This window comes from Patescibacteria group bacterium (assembly GCA_018830295.1).
In the GTDB taxonomy this organism is placed as follows: Bacteria; Patescibacteriota; Minisyncoccia; order Portnoybacterales; family UBA2143; genus JAHJSM01.
In genome coordinates this window covers 23965-47619 of record JAHJSM010000003.1, presented here as the reverse complement: position 1 = coordinate 47619, position 23655 = coordinate 23965, and the positions used below count along the sequence as shown (strand labels likewise).

The following is a 23655-nucleotide window of genomic DNA, read 5'->3' as shown; positions in this document are numbered from 1 at the left end:
TTAAAGCATTGGAAATTTTTTGAAAATTGATAATTGAAAATTGATAATTATAAATCTTATGAGCACATTAGTTAGCGATTTCAAATCTATTCGGTTGAAGTTGGCCTCCCCAGAGGAAATTTTGGGGTGGTCGCGGGGGGAAGTGACTAAGCCGGAGACGATTAATTACAGGACGCAGAGAGCCGAAAAAGACGGTTTGTTTTGCGAGAAAATTTTTGGACCAGAAAAGGACTGGGAGTGTTATTGCGGCAAATATCGCCGCGTTCGCTACAAAGGAATTGTTTGCGATAAATGTGGAGTTGAAGTGACGCGCTCAAATGTTCGCCGCGAAAGAATGGGGCATATTAATTTAGCGGTGCCTGTTTCGCATATCTGGTTTTTGAAGGGTCTGCCTTCTAAAATGGGCTTGGTTTTGGATCGTTCGGCGCAGGAATTGGAAAAAGTGATTTATTTCGCCGGGTATATTATTACTAAAATCAACGAAGAAGAAAGAGGAGAGGTGATGAGCGAAATTAAAAAGGAGTATAAGACGAAGTTAAAAGAGATTGGTCCTAAAGCGGGTGAGAAACAAAACCTTAAAGAGCAGCAGGACGCAGCGATTCGGGAAGTGAGGGGGCTATATAAACATCAAATTCTTTCGGAAATTGATTATCGCGCTTTGAGTATGAAATATGGGCAGGTTTTTGAAGCGGGGACGGGTTCGGAAACATTAAGGACAATTTTTGAGGGAATTAATTTAGAAGCGCTTGCTAAAAAACTGGATGACCAGGCGAAAACGGCGAGCGTGGCGATTAAGGCAAAAATGCTCAAGCGGTTGCGACTGATTGAGGGAATGATTCGCGCTAAAATTCGCCCGGAATGGATGTTCTGGACGGTCTTGCCGGTCTTGCCGCCTGATTTGCGTCCGATGGTTCAATTGGATGGAAGCCGTTACGCGACTTCTGATGTCAATGATTTGTATCGCCGAGTGATTAATAGAAATAACCGCTTAAAGCGGCTTTTGGAGTTGAAAGCGCCGGAGGTTATTTGCCGCAACGAGAAAAGAATGTTGCAGGAAGCGGTTGACGCTTTGATTGACAACACGAGCCGTCGCGGACAAGTGACGGTTGCCGCGTCTACCGGGCAAAAACGCGTTTTGAAATCGTTGGCGGATATGCTTAAAGGCAAACAGGGCAGATTTAGACAAAACCTTTTAGGAAAAAGAGTTGACTATTCAGGCCGTTCAGTTATTGTTGTTGGTCCTGATTTAAAATTGAACCAGTGCGGATTGCCTAAATATATGGCCTTGGAACTTTTCAAGCCGTTTGTAATTAACAAATTAGTTGAGAGAGAGTTGGCGCATAATGTGAGAGGCGCAGGACGGCTGATTGAGGAAGAAATTGACGAGGTTTGGGATATTTTAGAAGAAGTGACCAAGAATAGATATGTGCTTTTGAACAGAGCGCCGACTTTGCATCGTTTGGGAATACAGGCCTTCCAGCCGATTTTAATTGAAGGAAAAGCAATTCAGGTTCATCCTCTTGTTTGTAGCGCTTTTAACGCCGACTTTGACGGCGACCAAATGGCAGTTCATTTACCTTTAGGCAAGGCGGCGCAAAAAGAGGCGAAGGAGATTATGCTTTCTTCGGTCAATATTTTAAAGCCATCTACGGGCGAACCGGTCGCGGTGCCTTCTTTGGATATGGTTTTGGGTTGCTACTGGATGACAAAAATTGAGGAGGGGCTAGTTGGCGAAGGGAAGATTTTTTCGGGCATTTCGGAGGCGCTTTTAGCGAAGCATTTTGGCGATGTCCATTTGAAAGCGAGGGTCAAAGTTCGCTTAGAGAACGGAGAATTAGTGGAAACATCTATTGGGCGAGTAATTTTTAACGAGCCCTTGCCAGAAGGAATGGAGTTTGTCAACAAGACGATGAATAAAAAAGAAATCCGCAAATTGGTCTCGGAAATAGTTGATAAATTTGGTATTAAAAAAACAGCGGTTATCTTAGACAAACTTAAGAGAATGGGCTTTAAATACGCTTCGGTTTCTGGCATTAGTTGGGGCATGGATGATTTACAAGTTCCTAAAGAGAAAAAAGAAGAATTAGAAAAGGCCTCGCGCGAGTCGGTTAAAGTTCAGGGGCAATATGACGACGGGTTGTTGACGGATGACGAAAGAAGAGCGCGCGTAATTGAGATTTGGCTGGGCGTGAGCGATAAAATATCCAAAAAAACAATGGAGGTCCTTGACCCAAACGGCCCAGTTTTCAGTATTTTTGATTCGGGCGCGCGCGGGTCTTTAAAACAGTTATCTCAAATGATGGGAATGAAAGGGTTGGTTGTCAACCCGTCTAATGAAATTATTGAACTGCCGATTAAAAATTCGTATAAAGAGGGCTTGAGCGTTTTGGAATATTTCATTTCCACTCATGGAGGCAGAAAGGGATTGGCTGACACGGCTCTGAACACGGCGCAAGCAGGGTATTTGACGCGTCGCTTGGTTGATGTCTGTCAGGATGTGGTCATTCGCGAAAAGGATTGCGGAGATACGACCGGGATTAAAATTTATCGCGAGGACGAAGAAGATTTGGGAGTTTCGTTCGCTTATCGGATTGTCGGGAGAATCGCGTTAGATAATATTTACGCGGAGGCGGGCAAAGGCGGCAAGAAAAAATTGTTGGCGAAAGCAGGCGAGATCATTAGTCAAAAAGCCGCTCAGATTATAGATGAAGCGGGCGTTAAAAGCGTCAGAGTTAGGTCTGTCATCGCTTGCAAGTCGTTGGATGGAGTTTGTCAAAGTTGTTATGGATATGATTTGGGTAGAAACGCGTTAATTGAATTAGGCGAGGCGGTTGGAATTGTGACGGCGCAGGCGATTGGCGAGCCGGCGACCCAGTTGACTTTGCGGACCTTCCACACGGGCGGTGTCGCGGGCGGGCAGGATATTACGCAGGGTCTTCCTCGGATTGAGGAAATTTTTGAAGCGCGCGTTCCCAAAGGCAAGACCGTCATTTCAGAAGTGGACGGCAAGGTGAAAAATATTATTGAAAATGGAACACAGAGAATTGTTCAGATAGAGGTTTTGGATGACGGGAAACAAAAGAAAGACAAGAATAAAAAAGCGGTTTTGGAATATACTCTTCCGTCGCATATCGCGATGCAAATTGAAAAAGGCGACTTGGTTGGAAAAGGACAGCAATTAGGAGAGGGGCATGTTGACTTGGCTGATTTGTATAAAGTGGCGGGAAGGGAAGCGGTTCAGAGATATATTCTGAAAGAGGTTCAACAAATTTACGCGTTTGTCGGAGCAAATATCAACGATAAGCACATAGAGATGATTATTCGCCAGATGTTTTCTCGCGTCAAAGTCAAAAACCCCGGCTCAACGACTCTTTTAGGGGATGAGATTGTTGAACAAAGTCGTTTTACGGCGGAGAATAATGAGGCCGCGGCAAAAGGCGGAGAACTTGCGTCTGGCGAGCAGATTTTGCTTGGTATTACCAAGGTTTCTTTGACGACGGAAAGTTTTCTTTCGGCAGCTTCGTTTATTCAAACGACGCAGGTTTTGATTAACGCCAGCATCCAAGGAAAAGAGGATAAATTAAAGGGGTTGAAGGAAAATGTAATTATTGGTAAACTAATACCAGCAGGAACAGGATACGGGAAATAGCAAAGAAAGACGGGGGCTGCCCCCGTTGCGGGGGCAGCCCCCTTAGAATCTTAGAATTATGCCCAAAAAGACCAAAAAAAAACTTAAAAAGGGTGGCGTTAAAAAGAAGATTTCTTTCCTCCACCCTGAAACCAAGAAGGGGGTTTTGGTGATTATTTTTTTCACTTTTGCCGCTGTTAGTTTGTTAAGTTTTTTGGGCGTGGCCGGGACATTTGGCGAATATTTTTTCAAATTGAGCGTAATGCTTTTTGGCAAGGGATTTTTCTTGGTTTCTATTAGTTTTGTTCTCGCTGGGCTGGCGGTTTTGCTTCCTGGTTTTGGTTTTGGCGGGCGAAGCAACCCTGTTTATCGGACGATTCTATCGGGAATGGCCCTTTTTATTTTCAGTGTTTTAGGTCTTTTTCATATTTTGACCGCTGAAGGCGGATATTTGGGATTGGTTTTGGGTTATCCCTCTTCTAAATTTCTGGGATTTTGGGCGGGACTGGTTGTCCTGTTCGCTGTTTTGGCGATTTCTATTTTAATTACTTTTAATATTTCTCTAATACCGGCGCGGGCGGTTAAATCCTCCTCCGCCAAATCTTCGGAGGACGAGAAAGAGGAATCTTTAGCTGTTGAGGTAAAAAACAGCGTTTGGCAACGGCTTAAAAGAAAATCTGATTTGCCAGACAATAAGCCAGAAATTGGAGGTGACCATATTGTAGGAAAAGAGGCGGCTCCCGATGTAAAGGCGAAAGCAAAAGCGACTGTTATTCCTATGGTTTCAATTTCGGACGGTTTGAACAAGCAATTTAGCGGTTTTCAATTGCCTCCTCTTGAGTTTTTGGAAAAAGATGTCGGCCAGCCGACGAGCGGCGATATTAAAGCGAATATTAATATTATAAAAAGAACGCTGGAGAATTTTGGGATTGAAGTGGAAATGGCGGAAGTAAATGTTGGACCGACGGTGACACAATATACTTTGAGGCCAGCCCAAGGAGTTAAACTTGCTAAAATTACTTCTTTGCAAAATGATTTGGCTTTGGCTTTGGCGGCGCATCCCTTAAGAATAGAGGCGCCCATTCCCAAAAGGTCTTTGGTTGGGATAGAAATTCCCAATAAATCAATGGTTTTGGTGCGATTAAGAACGCTTTTGGAGAGGCCCGCTTTTCAAGAATCCACTGCGGGATTGGTTCTCGCTTTAGGACGCGATGTGGCGGGCAAGCCGGTCTTTGCTGATTTGTCGCAAATGCCTCATCTCTTGGTTTCCGGCGCGACAGGAACGGGCAAAACGATTGCTTTGAATAATGTTATTTTGAGTTTACTTTATCGCGCTTTGCCTGAAAATTTGAAACTTATTTTAATTGACCCGAAAAGGGTTGAGTTAACGGCGTATAGCAACATTCCTCATTTATTAACGCCGGTAATTGTTAAGCCAGACAAGGCAGTCGGCGCTTTACGGTGGGCGGTTGGGGAAATGGAAAGACGGTTTGGCGTTCTTCAAGGGGCAGGGAAACGGGATATTGGAAGTTATAATAAGGATATAGACGGAGAGCGGTTACCATATATCGTGATTGTGATTGACGAGTTGGCGGACCTAATGTCGTCTTATGGACGCGAGGCAGAAGGAGCGATTGTGAGAATCGCTCAAATGGCGCGCGCGGTCGGGATTCACCTGATTGTCGCGACCCAAAGGCCTTCGGTTGAAGTAATTACGGGTTTAATTAAAGCGAATATTACTTCAAGAATGGCTTTTCAAGTTGCTTCACAGATTGATTCGCGGACGATTTTGGATATGGGCGGGGCAGAAAAATTATTAGGCAACGGCGATATGCTTTTCTTGGCAGGAAATTCTGCTAAGCCGATTCGGGTTCAGGGCGGATATGTTTCAGAAAAAGAGATTAAAAAAGTGACGGATTATTTAAGAAAGGGTTGCGAGCCGGAGTATAAGGATGAGTTGGATTCTTCCGGAACAGAGTCAAGAAGAACTTCGTTTAGCGCCGACGGTTCGGAAGCGGACGACGAGCTTTACGAAGAAGCGAAAGCGGAAGTTATCCGCGCCGGAAAAGCGTCTGCGTCCTTACTCCAAAGGCGTTTAAGGGTTGGATACGCCCGCGCCGCTCGTCTGATTGATATTTTAGAAGATAGAGGCGTAGTCGGCCCATCCGATGGAGCGAAGGCGAGAGATGTTTTTGAGGATAAGGGAGAAGAAGAGATATAATTTTCAATTCTCAATTATCAATTTCCAAATAAGAAAAATAAGAAAAACAAGAACAAGATTAAGAAAAATTTGAGAGTTTTAAAAATTGGAAATTAAAAATTTTTATGTCTAAACAAAAAACAGCGGTGGAGGTGAGGGAGGAGAAAATAAAGATATTGGACGCGACGGTTGATGAAATCAGGGGGCGTTTTGGCGATGGCGCGATTATGAAATTGGGCGACGCGAAGCATGTTGATGTTGACGCTATCCCGACGGGCTCAATCGCTCTGGATTTGGCTTTGGGGGTTGGCGGAATGCCGCGCGGGAGAATTATTGAAATTTTTGGGATGGAGTCAAGCGGCAAAAGCACCCTGGCGCTTCATATTGTTGCCGAGGCGCAAAAAAAAGGCGGTTTGGCGGCCTTTATAGACGCGGAACACGCTCTGGATCCGGAATACGCCAAAAAAATTGGCGTAAAAGTTAATGATTTGTTTATTTCCCAGCCAGATACAGGCGAGCAAGCATTGGAGATTTTGGAGAGTTTAGTCAGGTCGGGGGCGGTTGATTTAGTTGTAATTGACTCGGTTGCCGCTTTGACGCCCAGAGCTGAAATTGAAGGTGAAATGGGGCAGTCGCACATGGGTTTACAGGCGCGGCTTATGTCGCAGGCGTTAAGAAAATTGACCGCTATTGTTCATAAAAGCGGAACGACTGTTATTTTTATTAATCAAATTAGAATGAAAATAGGGATTGTTTTCGGAAACCCCGAAGAAACGCCCGGCGGAAAGGCATTGAAGTTTTATTCCTCGGTTCGCTTAGAACTTCGTCGCTCGGCGAAAATTCAGCAGGGCGAGCAAATTATCGGCAATAGGACGAAAGTTAAAGTAGTTAAAAACAAAGTTGCTCCTCCTTTTAGGCAGGCGGAGTTTGATATTTTTTACAATGAAGGAATTTCCCGTCTCGGGGACATTGTTAATACGGGCGTTAAGTTCGGCGTGATTAAAAGAGCAGGCGCTTGGTTTTCTTACGGAGAAACGAAATTGGGGCAGGGCGTAGAAGCGTCAAAAAAATACCTAAAAGAAAATCCCCGCCTTGTGGCGGAGATTGTGAAAGAGATAATGAAAAACGCGAGTTAAGATCGCTCGCATTCTGAAATTTCTGAGCGTTTTATCCCGTCGGAACGGGAACCCTACACGCATCAGAAATTTCAGAATGCTTGCTCGGAAAGTTCGCGTTTAGATTTTTCTGAACGCTTTAGCCCTAAAGGGCGCCCCACGCGTATCAAAAAAATATAAAACGCTTATTTCTTTATTTCCTTATAAATGGCATGAGCCCCATGACGCGGGCTCTTTTTATCGCTTTGGCGAGCTGTCTTTGGTGTTTAGCGCAGACGCCGGTTCGTTTTGGGGTGATTATTTTGGCTTGTCCTGAAGTAAACCGAAAAAGTGTTTCGGTGTCTTGGTAATTAATCTCTAAATCTTTTTCCTGGCAAAATGGGCAATTTTTAATCATAAGTGTTTAATAAAATTAAAAGGGGATGCTTTCTACATCAACTTCGTTTTTCACTTCCATTGGTTCTTCGGCGTTAATCACGGGAATATCTTCTTGGGAAACAGGCGCGGGAGCGGGGGCGGGTCGGTTTGGCTGGTTTGTTGTAGTGTTTGGCGCCGCTTGGCTTCCTCCCGGCCTTGGTCCCATTTGCATGTTGTTGGCAATTATTTCTGTTTTATATTTTTTATTTCCGCTTTGGTCGTCCCAAGAACGGGTTTGAATTCGTCCCTCCACCAAAATTAACTGTCCTTTTGTAAGGTATTGGGAACAAGTATCGGCTAATTTTCCAAAGACAACGATATTATGGTATTCTGTCGCTTCCTTTTTATTTCCACTCGCGTCTGTCCAAAAACTGTTGGTCGCGATACCCAAAGAAACAACGCTTTTTCCCGAAGGCATTGCTCTTGATTCTGGGTCGCGCGTCAACCGCCCGACAATAATAACTTTATTTAAATTCATATTATTGATTTAATATTTCTTCTAACTTTTTGTCTAATTCTTCAATTTTGACTTTTGCTTTTGAGGATTTGTCTGGGATTTCTTCTTCGGTTGTTTCTTCTTCTTTTTTTTCTATTTGTTTTTCTGGCTCAATTTCTTTTTTAACAAGCGGTTCTACTTTATCAACGAATTCAAAATCAAATTCGTTTTTGTCTGGCTGTGGTTTGGGTTTGCTTTTTTTCTCCAGAGTAGCCAGACAGCGAAGGACATCTTTCTCTGACCCGATTTGATTTACAATTTGGCCAATCGCTTCAGCAGGGGCGGTGAAGTTTATGTTTATAAAAAGCGCTTCCTGTTCTTTTTTAATTGGGTAAGATAATCTCTTTTTAGTTAGATTCTCTTTTACTAAAAATGCGGACGGCAAATCAAAAGAACCCTCGCGGTCGGTAATTTCTTTTTTAATTTTTTGAACTAATTTGTCGGATTCTTCAGAACTTAAGAGTGGAGAAAAAAGACAAGTTAATTGATATATTTTGTTTTGTTCATTCATCGGTTATAGGGTACCAAAAAACAAGAATAAGGTCAAGAAGTAAATTTGGGGGCTGCCCCCGCTGCGGGGGCAGCCCCCATCCGCGGGTTACCTTAATCCACGAAAAAATTCCTCCGCGGTCATTGGTTTTTTGCCTTCGGGCTGGACAATTTCTAAGAGAAGTCGCCCTTGGACGACCTTCGCTTTGAGGATTTTTACTCGGCGTTTTTTAATAATAGTCCAGACGCCGGGCCAAGGCGTAAAAGCGCAGAGCATTCTTTCAATTTCTTGGGCGGTTTGTTTTGGTTTAATTTGTCCGTCTTGGCGGGAAAGTATTTTAGTATAACTGGCTTTAGAATTGTTTTGTTTTTTCGGATTAATTTTTCCTTGGATATATCGTGGCAGAATCTTTAACAAAAAATTTGCCGAGAGGAGAGATAATCTTTTTTCCAAGTCCTGATAGTTTTCGCGCTTTTTTATAGCGACTTTTTTTTGGGCGATAATCGGCCCGTGGTCCATTTTTTCGTCCATAAGCATCACGGAAATGCCAGTATTTTTGTCGCCGTTCAAAATGGCCGTTTGGATGGGGGACGGTCCGCGATATTTTGGCAAAAGCGAAGGGTGGATGTTAATGGAGCCGTATTTTGGAATGTCTAAAATATTTTTTGGAATGATTTGTCCATAAGAGGCGGTGATGATTAAGTCGGGCTTTAAATTGGATATTTTCACCGCGGCTTTTGATATTTTTTCGGGTTGTAAGATAGGCAACCCGTTTTGCAAAGTGGCTATTTTAATCGGCGAGGGAGCGGGTTTATCGGGAGCGGTAATAACGCATTGAACGGCGAACAATGAACAGCGAACAAGCGCCTCCAAAACAGGAACGGCAAATTCAGAAGTCCCGATAAAAATTGTTTTAAGATAATCCGGGGACAGTCCCTCGTGGCGAGGGACTGTCCCCAAGAGGGAGTCAATAATTAAAATACCCTCTAAATGGTCGATTTCGTGTTGGATAATTCGGGCGGCGAGGCCTTCGGTTTTTATCTTGATTGGCTCGCCTTTTTCGTTGAGTGCTTGGACCGTTATTTTGGAATGTCTTTTAATGGGGATGGAAATATTAGGTAAACTTAAACAGCCCTCTTCTAAAACTATTTTTCTAAACGATGTTTTAACGATTTTTGGATTGATCAAAATGATAGATTTTTCATTTAGTTCGGGGCTGATTGCGATGATGCGCAGTGATTTGCCCACTTGTGGAGCGGCTAAACCGATGGAATTGCCGTCGCTTTCAAGCGTTTCCTTCATATTTAAAATAAGCTCTCTGATTTGAGAGTTGATTTTTTTAACTTCTTTGGCTTTTCGGCGCAAAACGGGATTGTCGGCGCCTGTTTGGATGTTGAGAATCATTTTTCTAATTTCCATTCAATCTCGGATTCTTTAGCGGCGAATTCTTTCCATTCGCCGTCTTTGGTAATAACAAACCATTTCTTTTTTGTCTTTGACCAAATCATCGGTTCATCTCTAAAAAAAGGTTTTTTGACGATCTCTTTTGGTTTGAGGCGATCTAATTCAAGCCATTTTTTAAAAACGGTCTCAATGGCGTAATCAAGGTTTCTTGAGCGCGCCCACTTTGAGACCTTATTGATGGCTTTTTTGGCTTTTGTGACGGAACCAGCGAGTTCTAAGAGTTGTTTCGCGGGGCGGGTATGCCTGGAATAAATAATTTTTCCTTTTTTGGCGTCTTTTTTAAGCTCGTCGGTGTTTAAGCCCTTAGTTGCGAAATAGTGATTGACGATTTGCTGGATGGCCGTTTCTTTTTTAATCATTTTTATTATTATTATATCCTTTTTGAGGCAGAGAGCAATAGAAAGACGGGGACTGTCCCTCGCCGCGAGGGACAGTCCCCTTGAGATTAAGACGGGGGCAGCCCCCGAGACGGGGGACTGCCCCCCTTGGAATGTCCCTTTGTTAAGAAGGGGACAGTCCTCGCGGCGGGGACTGTCCCCGGATGATGCTTTTATGCTATAATAAAATTATGGAGATTTTAGGGGTTAGAGTGGATAATTTAGGAGAAGAGGAAATTTTTGAAAGGATAGACGGATTTTTGCGAAGCGAAAAGAAACATTATATCGTCACGCTTAATCCAGAATTTTTGGTTTGGGCGCGGAAAGATGAGGAATTTAGGGGAATTCTTAACGGGGCTGATTTAGCGGTTCCTGATGGGGTTGGTTTGGTCTTTGCTTCTTGGTTTTTAGGCGAGCCGTTAAAGAAGCGATTCGCAGGCGTTGATTTGATGGAAAAAATTTGCCAGAAATTCGCGCGAGAGGAATGTCAAATTTTTTTAGTAGGCGGCGGCGCGGGAGTGGCGCGAAAAGCGGCGGACAATTTGAGGGAAAAATATGACGGCTTAGAGATTAGAGAAATAGATATAGAAAAAATTAGCGAATATCAAATAGAAAAACCGTCAATTCTTTTCGTTGCTTTAGGGATGCCGAAACAGGAAAAATGGATCGCGGAGAATTTAAGAAAACTGCCTTCGGTTAAATTGGCGGTGGGAGTGGGAGGCGCGTTTGATTTTATTTCAGGGGATATAAGGCGCGCGCCTAAATTTTTGCGAGCGACTGGATTGGAATGGGCTTGGCGTTTCGGCGTTCAGCCGCGGCGGGTAAAGCGGATTTTTAACGCTGTTGTGATGTTTCCGTGGATGGTGATTAGGGGAAGATAGTTATCCACAACGAAATTTTTTTGTTATTTTGATTTGTTTTTGTTATAATAAAAGTGGATTGTGAATATAAATTAAATAAAGAAAGGTAATTTTGTTTGGGGTTTGTTTTTTTAACATCAGTGTTTAGGAAGACAAATTTTAAGCGAAGTAAAAATATGTGGACATGGATTATAATTCTTTTAGTCGCGGCGGGCGGTTTGGCAATTTGGATGGGCGCGAAAAAAGATAAAGAGGATGAAGGAGCTTCAGCGCCTGAAGCGGTTGATGCCGCGCCGGAAGTATCCGATGATTCGGCTGATGTAGTTGCTCCAATGGTTGAGGACGCTCCGGAAGCGCCAGCGGAAACGCCAGCGGAAAGTGAAGATGAAGAAAGACCGATGTCAATGTAATTAAGACGGGGACTGTCCCTCGCGGCGAAGGACAGTCCCCTTGGGATTAAGATGGGGGCTGCTCCCGTTGCGGGGGCAGCCCCCTTTTGTTGTGACTGGGGTTGTGGTAATATGGGGCGTAATGAAGAAATTTTTTCGCCATCCTTTTATTTTGTCTTTGCTAATCATCGCCGTCGCTATTTTTATGAATGGGCAGGGGTGGTTGGAGTCGCCTAAAAATGTTTTTTTTCAATTGACCGGTTCGTTTCAAAAAATAATATATCAAATTGCCCAAAAAATTAACGGAATTACCGGCGAGGAGAATAACAATCTTAGAGAAGAGAACGCTCAACTTTTGGGCGAGGTTGCTTTTCTAAAAAGGGTGGAGCAGGAAAATAATTTTCTTCGGGAACAAATAGGATTGTCCGCGAATGAAGAGAGAGAATTGATTTTGGCGGAAGTGATTGGGTATGATATTTTGGGCTCTAATAGGCAATTTTTAATTAATAAAGGCAAAGAAGATGGCGTTGAAGAAGGGATGGTTGTTATTTCGGCTGGCAATCTTTTGGTTGGGCAGGTTATTGAAGCGCTTGGCTCATTCGCAAAAGTTCGTTTACTTTCGGATCCCAATAGTAAAGTCAATGCTTTAATACAAGAATCCGGGATTACAGGTCTGGTTAAAAGCGCGCAGGGGTTGGATTTAGTGATTGATTTGTTGCCCCAAGGAGAGGAGATTAACAGCGGCGAAACGGTGATTTCATCGGGTTTAGCAGGGTTCTTTCCGCCGGGCTTGCTGATTGGTCAGATTCAAAAAGTAATTTCTTCCGACGCGCGAATTTCGCAAACGGCGAAAATTAAACCAGTGGTTGATTTTATGAAGTTGGAGAGGGTGTTTGTAATTAAGTAAGATGGGGGCTGCCCCCGTTGCGGGGGCAGCCCCCATGGAGCATTAGATGAGGCATTTATTTATTATCTTTACTTTGTTGTTGGCGGCTGTTTTGCAGACGACGGTTGTTCCTTTTTTGTCTGTGGGGGAAGTCGCGCCGAATTTGGTTTTGATTTTGGCTTTGATTTTTGTTATTTTAGACGGTTTTAAGGGGGTCTGGTTAGATGTCTTATTGGCGGGCGTTTTTTTGGACTTATTTTCGGTTTTGCCTTTTGGGTTAGCGAACTTGAGTTTGATTGGAGCGGCTTACGGTGTTGATTGGCTTAATAATATGATTTCCTTGAAATTTAAATTTGCCGTAAAAATAGGGCTGGTCGTTTTGGGCGTTTCTGTTTTTAATTTGTTTTTGAATCTTCTATTAGTTTTATTTAAATTAGAACCAATTTTTAGCGTTGGATATTTATTTTGGAGCGCTTTGTATAATCTACTTATCGCGCTTCTTATTTTTAATGGGATTAAAAAAATATTTCGTAAAATACAGGTCTAAAGAGAGCGTTGAAGCGGAGGAGATTTTTTTGGACGCTGAAGCGGTTCGTTCTTTGGAAAGAAAAGGAAAACTAGAGCAACCGATTAAAAATCGTAATTTTGTTTTTTTATACGCGCTCATGGCTGTCGTTTTATTGGGGCTTTTTTTTAGGGCGGGCTATCTTCAGGTGATTAAAGGGGAATATTATTCGGAGTTGTCGCGGGGAAATAAATTGAGAATTTATTCGGTGAGCGCTCCGCGCGGAATAATTTACGACCGTTTTCATCAGCCGTTGGTTTATAATATCCCAAGTTTTGATTTAGTTGTTAATTTAGTTGATTTTTTGGAAAATTCTATTTTGGTTCAGGAAAAGATTTTGGAAAAAATTATTAAAGTCGTTTCAGTTGAGAGTAAAGACGCGTTAAGAGAAAAAATAGAAGAGGCATCGGGAAAGACGAGCCAAATAGTTCTGCTTAAAAATATTGAAAGAGAGGCGGCTTTGGTTTTGGAAAATTGGGTTGATAATTGGCCGGGGATGCGATTGGAGAAAAACGCCCAGCGGCAGTATCCTTTTGGGGCATATTTCGCTCATATTCTCGGCTATACAGGGCAGATTAGCCCGTCAGAATTAAAAGATAGAGATAATTATTTGCTCAACGACCAAATTGGAAAGGACGGGCTGGAACGGCAATATGAGGAAATTTTGAGAGGCGAGCCGGGGCAGGAGCAAATGGAGGTTGACGCGCTGGGGCGGATAAGAAATTTATTGGCTTCTAAATTGCCTGAACCGGGGGAGGGGTTGGTTCTTTTTATTGATGGTGAATTGCAAAAGAAACTTTATTCTTCTTTGGAGGGGATGGCGGACAATGCGGCGGCGGCGGTTGCGATTGACCCGAACAACGGCGGGGTTTTGGCGATGGTCAGTTTGCCTGGTTTTGACAGTAATCTTCTTGTTCAAGGAATTTCCCAATTGGAGTTGGACGCGCTCTTTGGAAAATATGACCAGCCATTTTTAAATCGGGCGGTCGCGGGGCAGTATCCTCCCGGCTCAACGCTTAAGCCATTAATCGCGGCCGCCGCGCTGGAAGAAAAAGTGATTTCTTCTTCTCGCCAAATCAATTGTACTGGCCTTTTGAGCATCGCCAATATTTATAACCCAGAAATTGTTTATCGCTATCCCGATTGGACGGTTCATGGATTGACGGATATTGTTAAGGCGATCGCGGAGTCCTGTAATGTTTTTTTCTATATTGTTGGCGGCGGGTACGAGCAAACAGCAGGACTGGGCGTTGACCGAATCAAAGAATATCTTCAAAATTTTGGATTGGGACAGAAGACGGGAATTGACTTGCCTTATGAAGAAGCGGGTTTAATTCCAGACGAAGAGTGGAAAATTGGACAAGGCGGCGAGAAGTGGTATTTAGGCGATACATATCATTTGTCAATTGGACAGGGGGATCTTTTAGTAACGCCTTTGCAAATGGCGGCGGCTATTTCCGCTATTGCCAACGGGGGTATTTTTTATCAGCCGCGATTGGTTGATAAATCTGTTGATGCTGTTATTGTTAAAGACAATTTTATCCAATCGGAGAATATCGCGACGGTTCAAAAAGGAATGCGCCAGGCGGTAATTACCGGCTCGGCCGCCGCTTTAGGGAGTTTGCCCGTTGAGGTGGCGGGCAAAACCGGAACGGCTCAATTTGGGACAGAAGGGAAAACGCATAGTTGGTTTGTCGGCTACGCGCCTTATGATAATCCGCAAATCGTCATAGCAATTGTGATTGAGGGCGGAGGAGAGGGGCACAAGGCGGCTGTCCCAGTTGCCAAAGAGGTCTTGGAATGGTATTTTAATAGGTATGGAACATATTAGCAAAGAGGGGTTGGTACAATTGAAGAAGGAGTTAGAGGAGCGCAAAACGGACGGACGGCGAGAAATTGCTGAACGGTTGGAGGAGGCGAGGTCAATGGGCGACTTGTCCGAGAATAGCGAATACGATGCCGCTAAAAACGCTCAATCGTTTAACGAGGGTAAGATCGCTGAATTGGAAGAGGCGCTCAAAAACGCGGTTTTAATTGAGCCGTCCAAAGGGCAGCCATCAGAGGGGAAGAAAGTCCAAGTGGGCTCGGTTGTTAAGGCGCTTATGACCAATTCTACGGCTGAAGAAAGGATTTTTGCGATTGTTGGTTCGCGAGAAGCCGACCCGGTTCAGGGCAAAATTTCAAACGAATCGCCTTTAGGTCAGGCCTTTTTAGGTCGTCAAATTGGTGATACAATAGAAGTAGAAACGCCGAAGGGGAAGGTGGGGTATAAGATTGTGGGGATAGAGTAAGATAAGATGGGGGCAGCCCCCGTTGCGGGGGCTGCCCCCATAAATTGCGCTTATGAATGAAATAAAACAAAATCGGCTGGAGAAATTAGAGAGTATTCGCAAAGCCAAAATAAATCCGTATCCGAGCGAAACGGAGCGGACGCATACTTGCCAGGAGGCGTTTGATGGTTTTGATGAACTTTCCGCTGGGGGCGAGGAGGTCTCTTTGGTCGGTCGCTTGCGTTCAATTCGCCAACATGGCGGTTCTACATTCGCTAATATTGAAGACGGCTCGGGGCAGATTCAGATTTATTTAAAAAAGGACGGAATTGGCGAGGAGAAATATAATTTTTTTATTGCTCATTTTGATGTGGGAGATTTTATCGGCGCGCGCGGGACGCTCTTTTTAACAAAGAAGGAAGAAAAAACGCTTTTGCTGAACGATTACAAAATTTTGAGCAAAAGTTTGTCGCCTTTGCCCGAAAAGTGGCACGGGATTAAGGATGTTGAAGAAAGATTTCGCAAAAGATATTTGGATTTGATCATGAATAAGGATGTTCGCGAGGTCTTTGTCAAACGGAATGAAATTATTAAAAAAATAAGAGAGTTTTTGGAAAAGAATAATTTTATGGAGGTGGAGACCCCCATTTTGCAGTCGCTATACGGGGGCGCTAACGCGAAACCTTTTACGACACATCTTAACGCGTTGGACATAGATTTGTATTTAAGAATCGCGCCAGAATTGTATTTGAAGCGGCTTTTGGTGGGCGGGTTTGAGAGGGTCTTTGAAATTGGCAGATGTTTTAGAAATGAGGGCATGGACAGGGAGCATAATCCTGATTTTACAATGTTGGAATGGTACGCGGCTTATTGGGATTGGGAGGACTTGATGAAATTTACGGAGGATTTAATGTATCATCTTGATCCGAAGGTTTTTCCAAAAAAATGGGACAGAGTGGAATACGGAGAAATTGTTAAAAATGGCGACGATAAGGCGGCTTACGCTAAACTTGAAAAGCCAACTTTTGTTTTGAATGTGCCGAATATGCCGCTTTGCAAAGACGGACAGGCGCTTCAGGGTATTGCCTGTGGAGTAGAATTAATAAAAGCGTTTACCGAGCAGAATAATCCGATTGAGCAGAAAAAAGCGTTTGAGGAACAAGAGAAAAAACGCGAAAAAGGAGATGAGGAAGCGCAAAGATACGATAAAGATTTTATTGAAGCGCTTGAATATGGAATGCCCCCCGCCGCTGGTTTTGGTCTGGGCATAGACCGACTGGTGCTCTTATTGACAGATGCGAAAAGCTTAAGAGAAGCAATTCTATTCCCCCTAATGCGCCCAAAGGAATAATAATTCGGCTTTACCAAAGCCGAACGGGATTATGAAAAAATATGTTGGATATTAAATTTATTCGGGACAATTTAGATAAAGTGAAAGAGGGGTGCCGTCGGAAGAAGGCGGAGGTTGATTTGGAGCGGCTTTTGGAATTGGATGGGGAGCGACGGGAGTTGATGGGGAAGATTGAGGCGTTGAAAGCAGAGAGGAATAAATGTTCAACCCTGAACGTTGAACACTTGCGTGAAAAAGCGAAGGAGATAAAGAAAGAGATTAAAGAGTTGGAGCCGAGGTTGGATGCGGTTAAGAAGGAGTTTGATAAATTAATGAGGCAGGTTCCTAATCTGCCTTTTGACGATGTGATTGAGGGGGCGAGCGATAAAGATAACAAAGTTTTAAGAGAAGAAGGGGAAAAGAGAAAATTTGATTTTAAGCCGAAGGATTATTTGGAAATTGCCGAAAAATTGGACATTGTTGATGTCGCGCGGGCAGCAAAAGTTAGCGGGACGAGGTTTGGCTATTTGAAAGGCGAAGCGGTTTTGATGGAATTCGCGCTGATCCAATTGGCGCTTGAGGTTTTAGGCAAAGAAGGATTTATTCCTGTTATTCCGCCCGTCCTACTGAAAGACGCGCCTATGCGAGGAATGGGTTATTTGGACAGAGGAGCGGATGAGGTTTATCACTTAGAAAAAGACGATTTGTATTTGACTGGCACTTCCGAGCAGCCAATCGGAGCGATGCATAGCGGCGAGATTTTTGAAGAAAAGGATTTGCCCAAAAGATATGTCGGATTTTCAACTTGTTTTCGGCGCGAAGCGGGGGCGTACGGGAAAGACACAAAGGGGATTTTGAGAGTTCATCAGTTTGATAAAGTGGAAATGTTTAGTTTTTGTCATCCCGATAAATCAAAGGACGAGCATAATTTAATTTTTTCGTTGGAGGAAAAGTTGATGAAAATGTTGGAAATTCCTTATCGAGTGATTGATATTTGTTCGGGCGATTTGGGCGACCCGGCGGCGAAAAAGTGGGACATTGAAGCGTGGATGCCCGGGCAAGGCGAATACAGAGAAACGCATTCGGCGAGCAACTGTACTGATTGGCAAGCGCGGCGTTTGAATATCCGCTATCGCGGGAAAGAGGGAACGGAATTTGTTCACACTTTAAATGGGACGGCTTTCGCGATGGGGCGGATTTTGATCGCTATTATTGAGAATTATCAGAAGAAGGATGGGGGGATTGTTGTTCCGGAGGTTTTGCGGAAGTTTATGGGAGGGACCGCTCGCATTTAGATTTTTTTGAACGCTTTAGCCCTAAAGGGCGCCCCACGCGTATCAAAAAAATCTAAAGTGCTTGCTGCGAAAAAGAAACTAAAAAAGTCAGAGGTTCTGAAAGAAATAAAAGGTCTGACCTTGTAAATTAATGATTAAAAGAAAGAAAAAAAAGTCCCTTAAAAAGTTTGTTTTTTTGGGACTGTTTTTTTGTTTGATAGGCGGCTTGGCTTATTTTTTGGTCTGGTCGCCTTTTTTTTGGGTGGGTGAAATTAAAGTTGAGGCGGCGGATGGCAAGGAGCCGATGTATTATTCATCCGCAGAGATAGAAGAAATCGCGAAAAGGGTTTTAGAAGAAAAGATTTTTTATTTTATTCCGCTAAAAAGCGTTTTTTTGGCGCCGACGGAGGAAATTGAAAAAAGGATTCTGGAAAGGTTTCCTGAAATTCGGCTGGTCAATGTTTTGAAAAAAATGCCTTCTGTTTTGGAGATTAAAATAGGGGAGAGGGAGAGTGTCGGGATTTGGTGTGTGATAACTAAGACAGGGACAGTCCCTCGCGACGAGGGACTGTCCCTTAGTGATGAGGACAATTTAGCTACAACGGGGTCAGCCCCCGCGGACGGGGGACTGTCCCCTGGGGAGATTGGGGATTGTTTTAAGATTGATCGGGAGGGCGTGATTTTTCGGGAGTCGCCTCTTATCGGAGGCAATTTAGTTCTTAATATTTATGGCGAAAATAATTCGGCGAAAATCAGAGACGAAGTTATTCCGCCAAGGGTGATTGATTTTATTTTAACCGCCAAAAAGGTCTTTCCCGACGCGCGCGATTTTGAATTTGTTTCGGATGAAGAATTGAAAGCAACGACTATTCAGGGCTGGCAGATTTATTTTAATCCGTCTGTTCCGGCTATTTCGCAAATCGACGCGCTCAAGGTTATTTTAAAAAACGAAACGGAAGAGGGATTGGCCGCTTTAGAGTATGTGGATTTAAGGATAGAGGGAAGGGTGTATTATAAGTGATAAACAAAAATGGAGTGGCCGATGATGGCTGTTGGTTCGTATCGGTTGAGCCAGTTGTAATAGTCGGTTTTTTGGTCAAATCCTTTGACAGGGGTTGCTCTTCCTCCTTGCAGTTCGTTGATGGAGATGGCGAGCCAGCTGTTTGGCGGCAATTGGTCTGGTTTTTGTTTGGCGTCCCATTTTTGGTATCGAGCGCCGAGATAATAGGTTGGGGAGCCGCCGCCGAAATAATTAAGATAAATTTTATCTATTTTGTTTTCTTCAACAAAAGCGGTTAAACGCCTTAGGTCCTGACCCCAATCAATGTTGGAATCCGTCACAAATTCATATCCGTTGGCTGGACCTCCGACTAATTCGTTGAAGTAGGCGAGGAAACTGGGATAGATTTGGATAACTGAAACGGCTTGCCAAAGAAGAAGAAGTCCGACAAAAATATATTTAATTTTTAAGGCGGGTTCTTTTAACCACGAAATAGTAGCGCGACTGACTAAAATAATAGTAAAAGGGAAGACCGGCAAAAGATGTCTTACTCCAATATTGAGATTGCCTTTGATGCTGACAGTCCAGTAAATAATTAGAAAAATGAACATAGCGAATTCCGTAAAATACTTGGAAAGCAATTTTCTGACTGCTATTTTCTTTTTTCTAAAAATTGAATAAAGGGACCAGATTAGGGCAAGGAGGGTGAGAATGTGAAATGGTAGCGGTTCTTTGATTAGATAAACAATAGGGAAATAACTTTTCCACGCTTCGGCGGACATTTGTCCCATAAAGAATGTGGTATTGCCTCCGCCAGCGCGGCTAACAGTCATTACTATTCCAGTAAAGTAATGGCTAAGAGACCTCAAGATTGGTTTATCGCTCATCCAAAGAAGCGGTTCTGCAATAAATTCAGGAGCAGACGCGCTCTCAAGCCGAAAGACAGTGTCTTTGAGTTGTTGCTGGACAGGGTAATTAAATGTATGCGCTTGGTAAATGGGCCAGATAACAAAAATTAAAGCGATTAAACCGATAAGCGTGGAGAGGGCGATATATTTTAGGAAGGGTTTTTTGTAAACCCAGGCGTAAAAAAGAGTAATAATGCCCAAGAATGGAATTAGTAAAATCAGGGAAAATTTAAGAAGCAAAGAAATGCCTAAAATAAAAGCGGCTAAAAGAACATTTTTCCAAGATGGCTTTTTTAAAAATTTTAACCAGACGCAAGTTGCGATTACTGTTCCTAAAGCGGCTCCGATGTCAGTTGTGACTAATCTTCCATGGGCTAAAAAAGTGGGAGATAACGCGATGAAGAAAAGGGATAGCAGGGCGGTCTTGTTGCCAAAAAGTTTTTTTGTCCAAAAAAAGACAAACCAAGCCAGGAAAAGAAATAATAAAATCATTGGTATTCTCGCGAAAAGGAGGATTTGGTCTGGGTCGTTGCCGGCTTGGTATAAAAATTGGCTGGCGAAATCAAATTGAAGCCACCAGACAGGGTCTCCTTCTTGGAGCCACGCAGAATGTTCTTTGGGAAAGTTGAGATTAAGAAACAAGAGAGGCGCGGCCGCTAAGTCCTTAATGAGCGGCGGGTGTTCTGGATTGAGGCGAAAGTCGTGTTGAGTTAAATAAGAATAACCGGACGCGATGTGCGCGGTTTCGTCAAAGGTCCAGCAATCGTCAAAGAGAGTAAAAAAGCAGAGGGTAAAAGAGATTATTAGAAGAAGGAACGCGATGGCGTAGGTAAAACGGTTAGACATATCTTTTTGTTTATTTTTCTATTTTATTCTATTTCAAACCGATAGGGTTCGTCTTGTCTTATTTTTCCTTGAGGGAACATTTTTTGAAGTTCCTCAAAGGCCTGGTGGTTATAAAGAGTTAAAATGACAGTTTTGTAGGGAGAAATTTCAATTTGTCCGATTTCTTGCCATGGCAGATAAGTAGCGCGCGGCTTTCCGAATTTTGCGCTTTCAATGAAAATTGGCGTTTGGGCGGCGATTGAGAGCCCATAATAAGGAGTTCCTTTTTCATTGACGATGACATATTTTTTTACTTGGTCAGGAAGAGAGTTGAGGTATTCGCCAATTTTTACATAATCATTAGAAAAAGACATGGCGGTTTCTGGTTTTTTTGCCCAGTCAAAAAAATACTTGTTAAAGTTTCTGAAGCCTGGGTATAAGATAATAAAAATAAGCAAAAAAGCGGCAAGATATTTAGCGCTTTTCATTTTTGCTAATGACAGTTTTTCAAATAACCAAAAGCCGCCCAAAGCGGATATTATATATACCACTGGGATAATTCCAATAGCGCGAAGGGCATGAGGCATTCCTTCATAGGTGAGAATAGCTGGCAGGAGCATAACCGCGAACCAGCTCAATAAAAAAATGGACTGGTATTTTTCAGACGAGAAAAGTTTTTTAATCGTTGAAATCATTCCTAATATAAAAAGGATGCCTATGGGCCAAACAAGCATTGGCGAGCCAGCGTAATTATGCCGCCAGTTCCAATCGCCGAAGACATTAAACATAAAGAATATTTTAACGGCGCTTTTTCCGAATTCTAATAGCGGTTGTTCCGTTGAAAAAATAGAGACCCCGCCAGTTCTTCCTGTGAAATCCAGAGGGTTGTTGAGAAAATAGATACCAATAGGCAAAGCGACAATAAAAATAACAACTAGAAATAAACCTATTTTCCAAAGATTAGACCATCTCATATCTTTAATAATTTGCGTTAAAATAATAATACCTAAGAAAATGACAGCCACCCTAAAGGCGATATAGCTGTAAAAACCGAGACCAAAAAATACTCCAGCCCAAATATAGTTAAGAATATTGTTTTTGCGAAACGCGCGGAGGAGGAAATAAAAAGAGAAGCACATTAAGAATGGGACGAGAATGGCGCGGAAGCCGATGCGGCTGAAATTGATGTGCCAAAAAGAGATGGCGAGAAAAAATGAAGAGAGAAGAGCGATTTTTTTTGAAAATAGTTCTTTGGTTAGTAAGTAAATTCCTAAGACAGTTAAAGTTCCGATGATGGCGCTAGTAAAACGCAGGGACCAGATTGAAACGCCAAATATTTTAAAAGCAAGGGCGATGAGCCAAAAATAAAGACCTTCGCGGCCGTTGTTTTCTGGGTAGAAAAGTTTAAATTGATTATTATTTAATGATGTTAGGGCATCGTTGGCGTTCATGGCTTCATCAGGATAAAGTCCAGGCGGCGCGCTATCAAGTTGCCAAACGCGTAAAAATGTCGCGATAGATAGGATGAGAAGGAGAAGGATAATTGTTTTATTTTTTTTCATAAACATAAATACTCGCGTTTAGATTTTTCCGAACGCTTTAGCCCTAAAGGGCGCCCCACGCGTATCAGAAAAATCTAAAGCGCTCGTCGCAGAAGAAAGCCATAAAAGGGTCTGACCTTGAATTTCTTTCATTGGGGATTAGTTATGTTGATTATACATTATGTTTTATGTTAAAATCAATGTGGATAATGTAATGTTTGATAAAAAAGGGAAATTAAAATTTGTTTTTTTGTTTTTGGTTCTTTTTGCCGCGCCTTTTTTTGCGAACGCGTTTTTACCAAAGCTGGACCTAATAAAGGGAAGCGGGCCAGAGGTGTATTTATTGGAGAAAGGAACGAGGCATTGGATTCCCGACCCGGAGACATTCTCGGTCTTTAATTTTATTTGGGAGAATATTAAGACATACACGAATTCGGTTGTGGGGAGTTATCCGCGGAGTGAAGATTGGGATGACGGGGAGGATTATCCAGACGGAAGTTTATTAAAGGGCTCCGGTCCCGAGGTCTATTTGATTGAGTTGGGGAAGAAACGATGGATTCCCAGCCCGGGCATTTTTACGGGGAATGGTTTTGGGTGGAAATATATTATTAGCGTTGACGATGATGTTTTGGACGATTTTGATGAGGGCGCTTCTTTAACATTGTCGGAGCCGAACCGATATCCGGAAACAAGTATTTTGAGCGGTCCGTCGCAAGGCGAGGCGATAGAGAGTACTGACATTTCTTTTACATACACAGGAACTAATCCTTTGGGCGATGTAAGCGAACTGGAGTTTGAAACATATTTGTCAGGGTATGACGATGAGTGGGAAGGCGAGGGCGATGATTATGTTAAGGAGTATGATTTGTCGGGTTGGAATGGGGCATTTACCTTTTTTGTCCGGGCGATGAATGAAGAGGGTTATGTTGACCACAGTCCGGCTTCTTGGAGTTTTCAAATAGGGGTTTCGTCTAATTATGGAGCCGTGGAAATTGACGATATTTCTTACGACGAAGACGATTTTGAAAATGATTATTTGGTTTTAGTTAATGAAAGCGATAACGCAGTTAATATGGGTGGATGGACGATTGAGACAAGCAACGAAACGGCGGACATTCCGCAAGCGATTCATAAATTGCGGTATCCTTTTTCGGCGAGCACTCCCGCGGATGTGGAATTGGCTCCTGATGATGAGGTTATTATCTCTGTCGGGATAAGTCCCCAGGGAATAGATTTTAGAACCAACAAATGCGCGGGATATTTAGACCAAAGCGAGCAGTTTTATCCATCATTGAATGAGGATTGCCCCGTTTTTGACGCGTCGGAATACAGTCATTTGAAAACAGCCTGCCGCTCTTTTATTGACGATTTAGACGAGTGCGAAATACCCGATTATTCCAGCAATTATGAGGTTAGCGTTGACAATACATGTGTCGCGTTTTTGAACGAGCAGTTTAATTACGCGTATTGCTATAACGACCACTATTTGGAGGTTGATTTTTTTGGCGATGAGTGGAGGGTTTTTTTGGGCAAGTCAATTGATATTTTAAATAATGTGAGCGATAAGGTTATTTTAAGGGACGGAAACGGGCTGGTCGTTTGGGAGTATGAGTATTAGTA

20 protein-coding genes are annotated in these 23655 nt (G+C 43.0%); 13 read left to right on the top strand and 7 right to left on the bottom strand.

Translation table 11 applies throughout. The annotated features are described in order from the left end of the window. Positions 1–58: 58 nt before the first annotated feature. The 3 genes from rpoC to recA all read left to right on the top strand — a co-directional run bounded on the left by rpoC (position 59) and on the right by recA (position 6964). Complete coding sequence (gene rpoC, locus KKF19_03960; protein ID MBU2580076.1) at positions 59–3649, top strand: DNA-directed RNA polymerase subunit beta'; 3591 nt, start codon at positions 59–61, stop codon at positions 3647–3649. 58 nt (positions 3650–3707) lie between these two features. Continuing rightward, positions 3708–5849 carry a DNA translocase FtsK gene (locus KKF19_03955; GenBank protein MBU2580075.1) on the top strand — a complete coding sequence of 714 codons (2142 nt, stop codon included), beginning with the start codon at positions 3708–3710 and terminating at the stop codon, positions 5847–5849. A gap of 104 nt (positions 5850–5953) precedes the next feature. After that, positions 5954–6964 (top strand): recombinase RecA, encoded by a 1011-nt coding sequence (gene recA, locus KKF19_03950; GenBank protein ID MBU2580074.1) that lies wholly within the window; start codon positions 5954–5956, stop codon positions 6962–6964. Between the two features lie 172 nt (positions 6965–7136). Here recA and rpsR read toward each other — a convergent pair whose 3' ends face one another. From rpsR to KKF19_03925, 5 genes are all read right to left on the bottom strand, one after another. Further along, positions 7137–7340, bottom strand: coding sequence for a 30S ribosomal protein S18 (gene rpsR / locus KKF19_03945; protein ID MBU2580073.1), 204 nt, complete (start codon positions 7338–7340; stop codon positions 7137–7139). 15 nt (positions 7341–7355) lie between these two features. Further along, a complete protein-coding gene (gene ssb, locus KKF19_03940; GenBank protein ID MBU2580072.1) occupies positions 7356–7838 on the bottom strand; it encodes a single-stranded DNA-binding protein in 483 nt (160 codons plus the stop codon). A gap of 1 nt (position 7839) precedes the next feature. Continuing rightward, positions 7840–8367: a 30S ribosomal protein S6 gene (locus tag KKF19_03935; protein MBU2580071.1), complete on the bottom strand. Its 528-nt coding sequence runs from the start codon at positions 8365–8367 to the stop codon at positions 7840–7842. 87 nt (positions 8368–8454) lie between these two features. Next, positions 8455–9765: a methionyl-tRNA formyltransferase gene (fmt, locus tag KKF19_03930; protein ID MBU2580070.1), complete on the bottom strand. Its 1311-nt coding sequence runs from the start codon at positions 9763–9765 to the stop codon at positions 8455–8457. Continuing rightward, positions 9747–10169 carry a hypothetical protein gene (locus tag KKF19_03925; protein MBU2580069.1) on the bottom strand — a complete coding sequence of 141 codons (423 nt, stop codon included), beginning with the start codon at positions 10167–10169 and terminating at the stop codon, positions 9747–9749. The genes fmt and KKF19_03925 overlap by 19 nt, the downstream gene beginning before the upstream one ends. Before the next feature lie 209 nt (positions 10170–10378). Between KKF19_03925 and KKF19_03920 the strand changes: the two genes are divergently transcribed. The 9 genes from KKF19_03920 to KKF19_03880 all read left to right on the top strand — a co-directional run bounded on the left by KKF19_03920 (position 10379) and on the right by KKF19_03880 (position 18782). Continuing rightward, on the top strand, positions 10379–11068 hold the full coding sequence (locus KKF19_03920) for a WecB/TagA/CpsF family glycosyltransferase (protein MBU2580068.1): 690 nt from the start codon (positions 10379–10381) through the stop codon (positions 11066–11068). Between the two features lie 155 nt (positions 11069–11223). Continuing rightward, positions 11224–11457, top strand: a complete 234-nt coding sequence (locus KKF19_03915; GenBank protein MBU2580067.1) for a hypothetical protein — start codon at positions 11224–11226, stop codon at positions 11455–11457. A gap of 121 nt (positions 11458–11578) precedes the next feature. Then, entirely contained in the window at positions 11579–12343 is a 765-nt protein-coding gene (gene mreC / locus KKF19_03910) for a rod shape-determining protein MreC (protein ID MBU2580066.1), read from the top strand. 46 nt (positions 12344–12389) lie between these two features. Further along, positions 12390–12869: a hypothetical protein gene (locus tag KKF19_03905; GenBank protein ID MBU2580065.1), complete on the top strand. Its 480-nt coding sequence runs from the start codon at positions 12390–12392 to the stop codon at positions 12867–12869. Beyond that, positions 12832–14718 carry a penicillin-binding protein 2 gene (mrdA, locus tag KKF19_03900; protein ID MBU2580064.1) on the top strand — a complete coding sequence of 629 codons (1887 nt, stop codon included), beginning with the start codon at positions 12832–12834 and terminating at the stop codon, positions 14716–14718. Before KKF19_03905 ends, mrdA begins: the two co-directional genes overlap by 38 nt. Further along, the gene (greA, locus tag KKF19_03895; GenBank protein MBU2580063.1) at positions 14705–15178 is read left to right on the top strand and encodes a transcription elongation factor GreA; all 474 of its coding nucleotides are present in this window, start codon (positions 14705–14707) and stop codon (positions 15176–15178) included. Before mrdA ends, greA begins: the two co-directional genes overlap by 14 nt. A 43-nt stretch (positions 15179–15221) precedes the next feature. After that, the gene (locus tag KKF19_03890) at positions 15222–16508 is read left to right on the top strand and encodes a lysine--tRNA ligase (GenBank protein ID MBU2580062.1); all 1287 of its coding nucleotides are present in this window, start codon (positions 15222–15224) and stop codon (positions 16506–16508) included. Between the two features lie 41 nt (positions 16509–16549). Continuing rightward, positions 16550–17782: a serine--tRNA ligase gene (gene serS, locus KKF19_03885; GenBank protein ID MBU2580061.1), complete on the top strand. Its 1233-nt coding sequence runs from the start codon at positions 16550–16552 to the stop codon at positions 17780–17782. A 130-nt stretch (positions 17783–17912) separates the two neighbouring features. Then, complete coding sequence (locus tag KKF19_03880) at positions 17913–18782, top strand: hypothetical protein (protein MBU2580060.1); 870 nt, start codon at positions 17913–17915, stop codon at positions 18780–18782. Here KKF19_03880 and KKF19_03875 read toward each other — a convergent pair. Together KKF19_03875 and KKF19_03870 are read right to left on the bottom strand one after the other, a co-directional pair. Then, on the bottom strand, positions 18773–20515 hold the full coding sequence (locus KKF19_03875) for a glycosyltransferase family 39 protein (protein MBU2580059.1): 1743 nt from the start codon (positions 20513–20515) through the stop codon (positions 18773–18775). The two genes, KKF19_03880 and KKF19_03875, sit on opposite strands and share 10 nt — an antisense overlap. Positions 20516–20538: 23 nt before the next feature. Continuing rightward, complete coding sequence (locus tag KKF19_03870) at positions 20539–22056, bottom strand: glycosyltransferase family 39 protein (protein ID MBU2580058.1); 1518 nt, start codon at positions 22054–22056, stop codon at positions 20539–20541. Positions 22057–22216: 160 nt separating this feature from the next. Here KKF19_03870 and KKF19_03865 point away from each other — a divergent pair, with 160 nt between their 5' ends. After that, positions 22217–23653 (top strand): lamin tail domain-containing protein, encoded by a 1437-nt coding sequence (locus tag KKF19_03865; protein MBU2580057.1) that lies wholly within the window; start codon positions 22217–22219, stop codon positions 23651–23653. Positions 23654–23655: the final 2 nt, after the last annotated feature.

Excerpts from the sequence above, each read along its gene's own strand:
- KKF19_03865 (MBU2580057.1), top strand. The coding sequence starts at position 22,217 with ATGTTTTATGTTAAAATCAATGTGGATAATGTAATGTTTGATAAAAAA.
- rpoC (MBU2580076.1), top strand. The coding sequence starts at position 59 with ATGAGCACATTAGTTAGCGATTTCAAATCTATTCGGTTGAAGTTGGCC.
- mrdA (MBU2580064.1), top strand. The coding sequence starts at position 12,832 with ATGGGATTAAAAAAATATTTCGTAAAATACAGGTCTAAAGAGAGCGTT.
- KKF19_03880 (MBU2580060.1), top strand. The coding sequence starts at position 17,913 with ATGATTAAAAGAAAGAAAAAAAAGTCCCTTAAAAAGTTTGTTTTTTTG.
- KKF19_03905 (MBU2580065.1), top strand. The coding sequence starts at position 12,390 with ATGAGGCATTTATTTATTATCTTTACTTTGTTGTTGGCGGCTGTTTTG.
- KKF19_03875 (MBU2580059.1), bottom strand. The coding sequence starts at position 20,515 with ATGTCTAACCGTTTTACCTACGCCATCGCGTTCCTTCTTCTAATAATC.
- KKF19_03935 (MBU2580071.1), bottom strand. The coding sequence starts at position 8,367 with ATGAATGAACAAAACAAAATATATCAATTAACTTGTCTTTTTTCTCCA.
- serS (MBU2580061.1), top strand. The coding sequence starts at position 16,550 with ATGTTGGATATTAAATTTATTCGGGACAATTTAGATAAAGTGAAAGAG.
- KKF19_03915 (MBU2580067.1), top strand. The coding sequence starts at position 11,224 with ATGTGGACATGGATTATAATTCTTTTAGTCGCGGCGGGCGGTTTGGCA.
- rpsR (MBU2580073.1), bottom strand. The coding sequence starts at position 7,340 with ATGATTAAAAATTGCCCATTTTGCCAGGAAAAAGATTTAGAGATTAAT.
- KKF19_03870 (MBU2580058.1), bottom strand. The coding sequence starts at position 22,056 with ATGAAAAAAAATAAAACAATTATCCTTCTCCTTCTCATCCTATCTATC.
- KKF19_03955 (MBU2580075.1), top strand. The coding sequence starts at position 3,708 with ATGCCCAAAAAGACCAAAAAAAAACTTAAAAAGGGTGGCGTTAAAAAG.
- fmt (MBU2580070.1), bottom strand. The coding sequence starts at position 9,765 with ATGGAAATTAGAAAAATGATTCTCAACATCCAAACAGGCGCCGACAAT.
- recA (MBU2580074.1), top strand. The coding sequence starts at position 5,954 with ATGTCTAAACAAAAAACAGCGGTGGAGGTGAGGGAGGAGAAAATAAAG.
- greA (MBU2580063.1), top strand. The coding sequence starts at position 14,705 with ATGGAACATATTAGCAAAGAGGGGTTGGTACAATTGAAGAAGGAGTTA.
- ssb (MBU2580072.1), bottom strand. The coding sequence starts at position 7,838 with ATGAATTTAAATAAAGTTATTATTGTCGGGCGGTTGACGCGCGACCCA.
- KKF19_03925 (MBU2580069.1), bottom strand. The coding sequence starts at position 10,169 with ATGATTAAAAAAGAAACGGCCATCCAGCAAATCGTCAATCACTATTTC.
- mreC (MBU2580066.1), top strand. The coding sequence starts at position 11,579 with ATGAAGAAATTTTTTCGCCATCCTTTTATTTTGTCTTTGCTAATCATC.
- KKF19_03920 (MBU2580068.1), top strand. The coding sequence starts at position 10,379 with ATGGAGATTTTAGGGGTTAGAGTGGATAATTTAGGAGAAGAGGAAATT.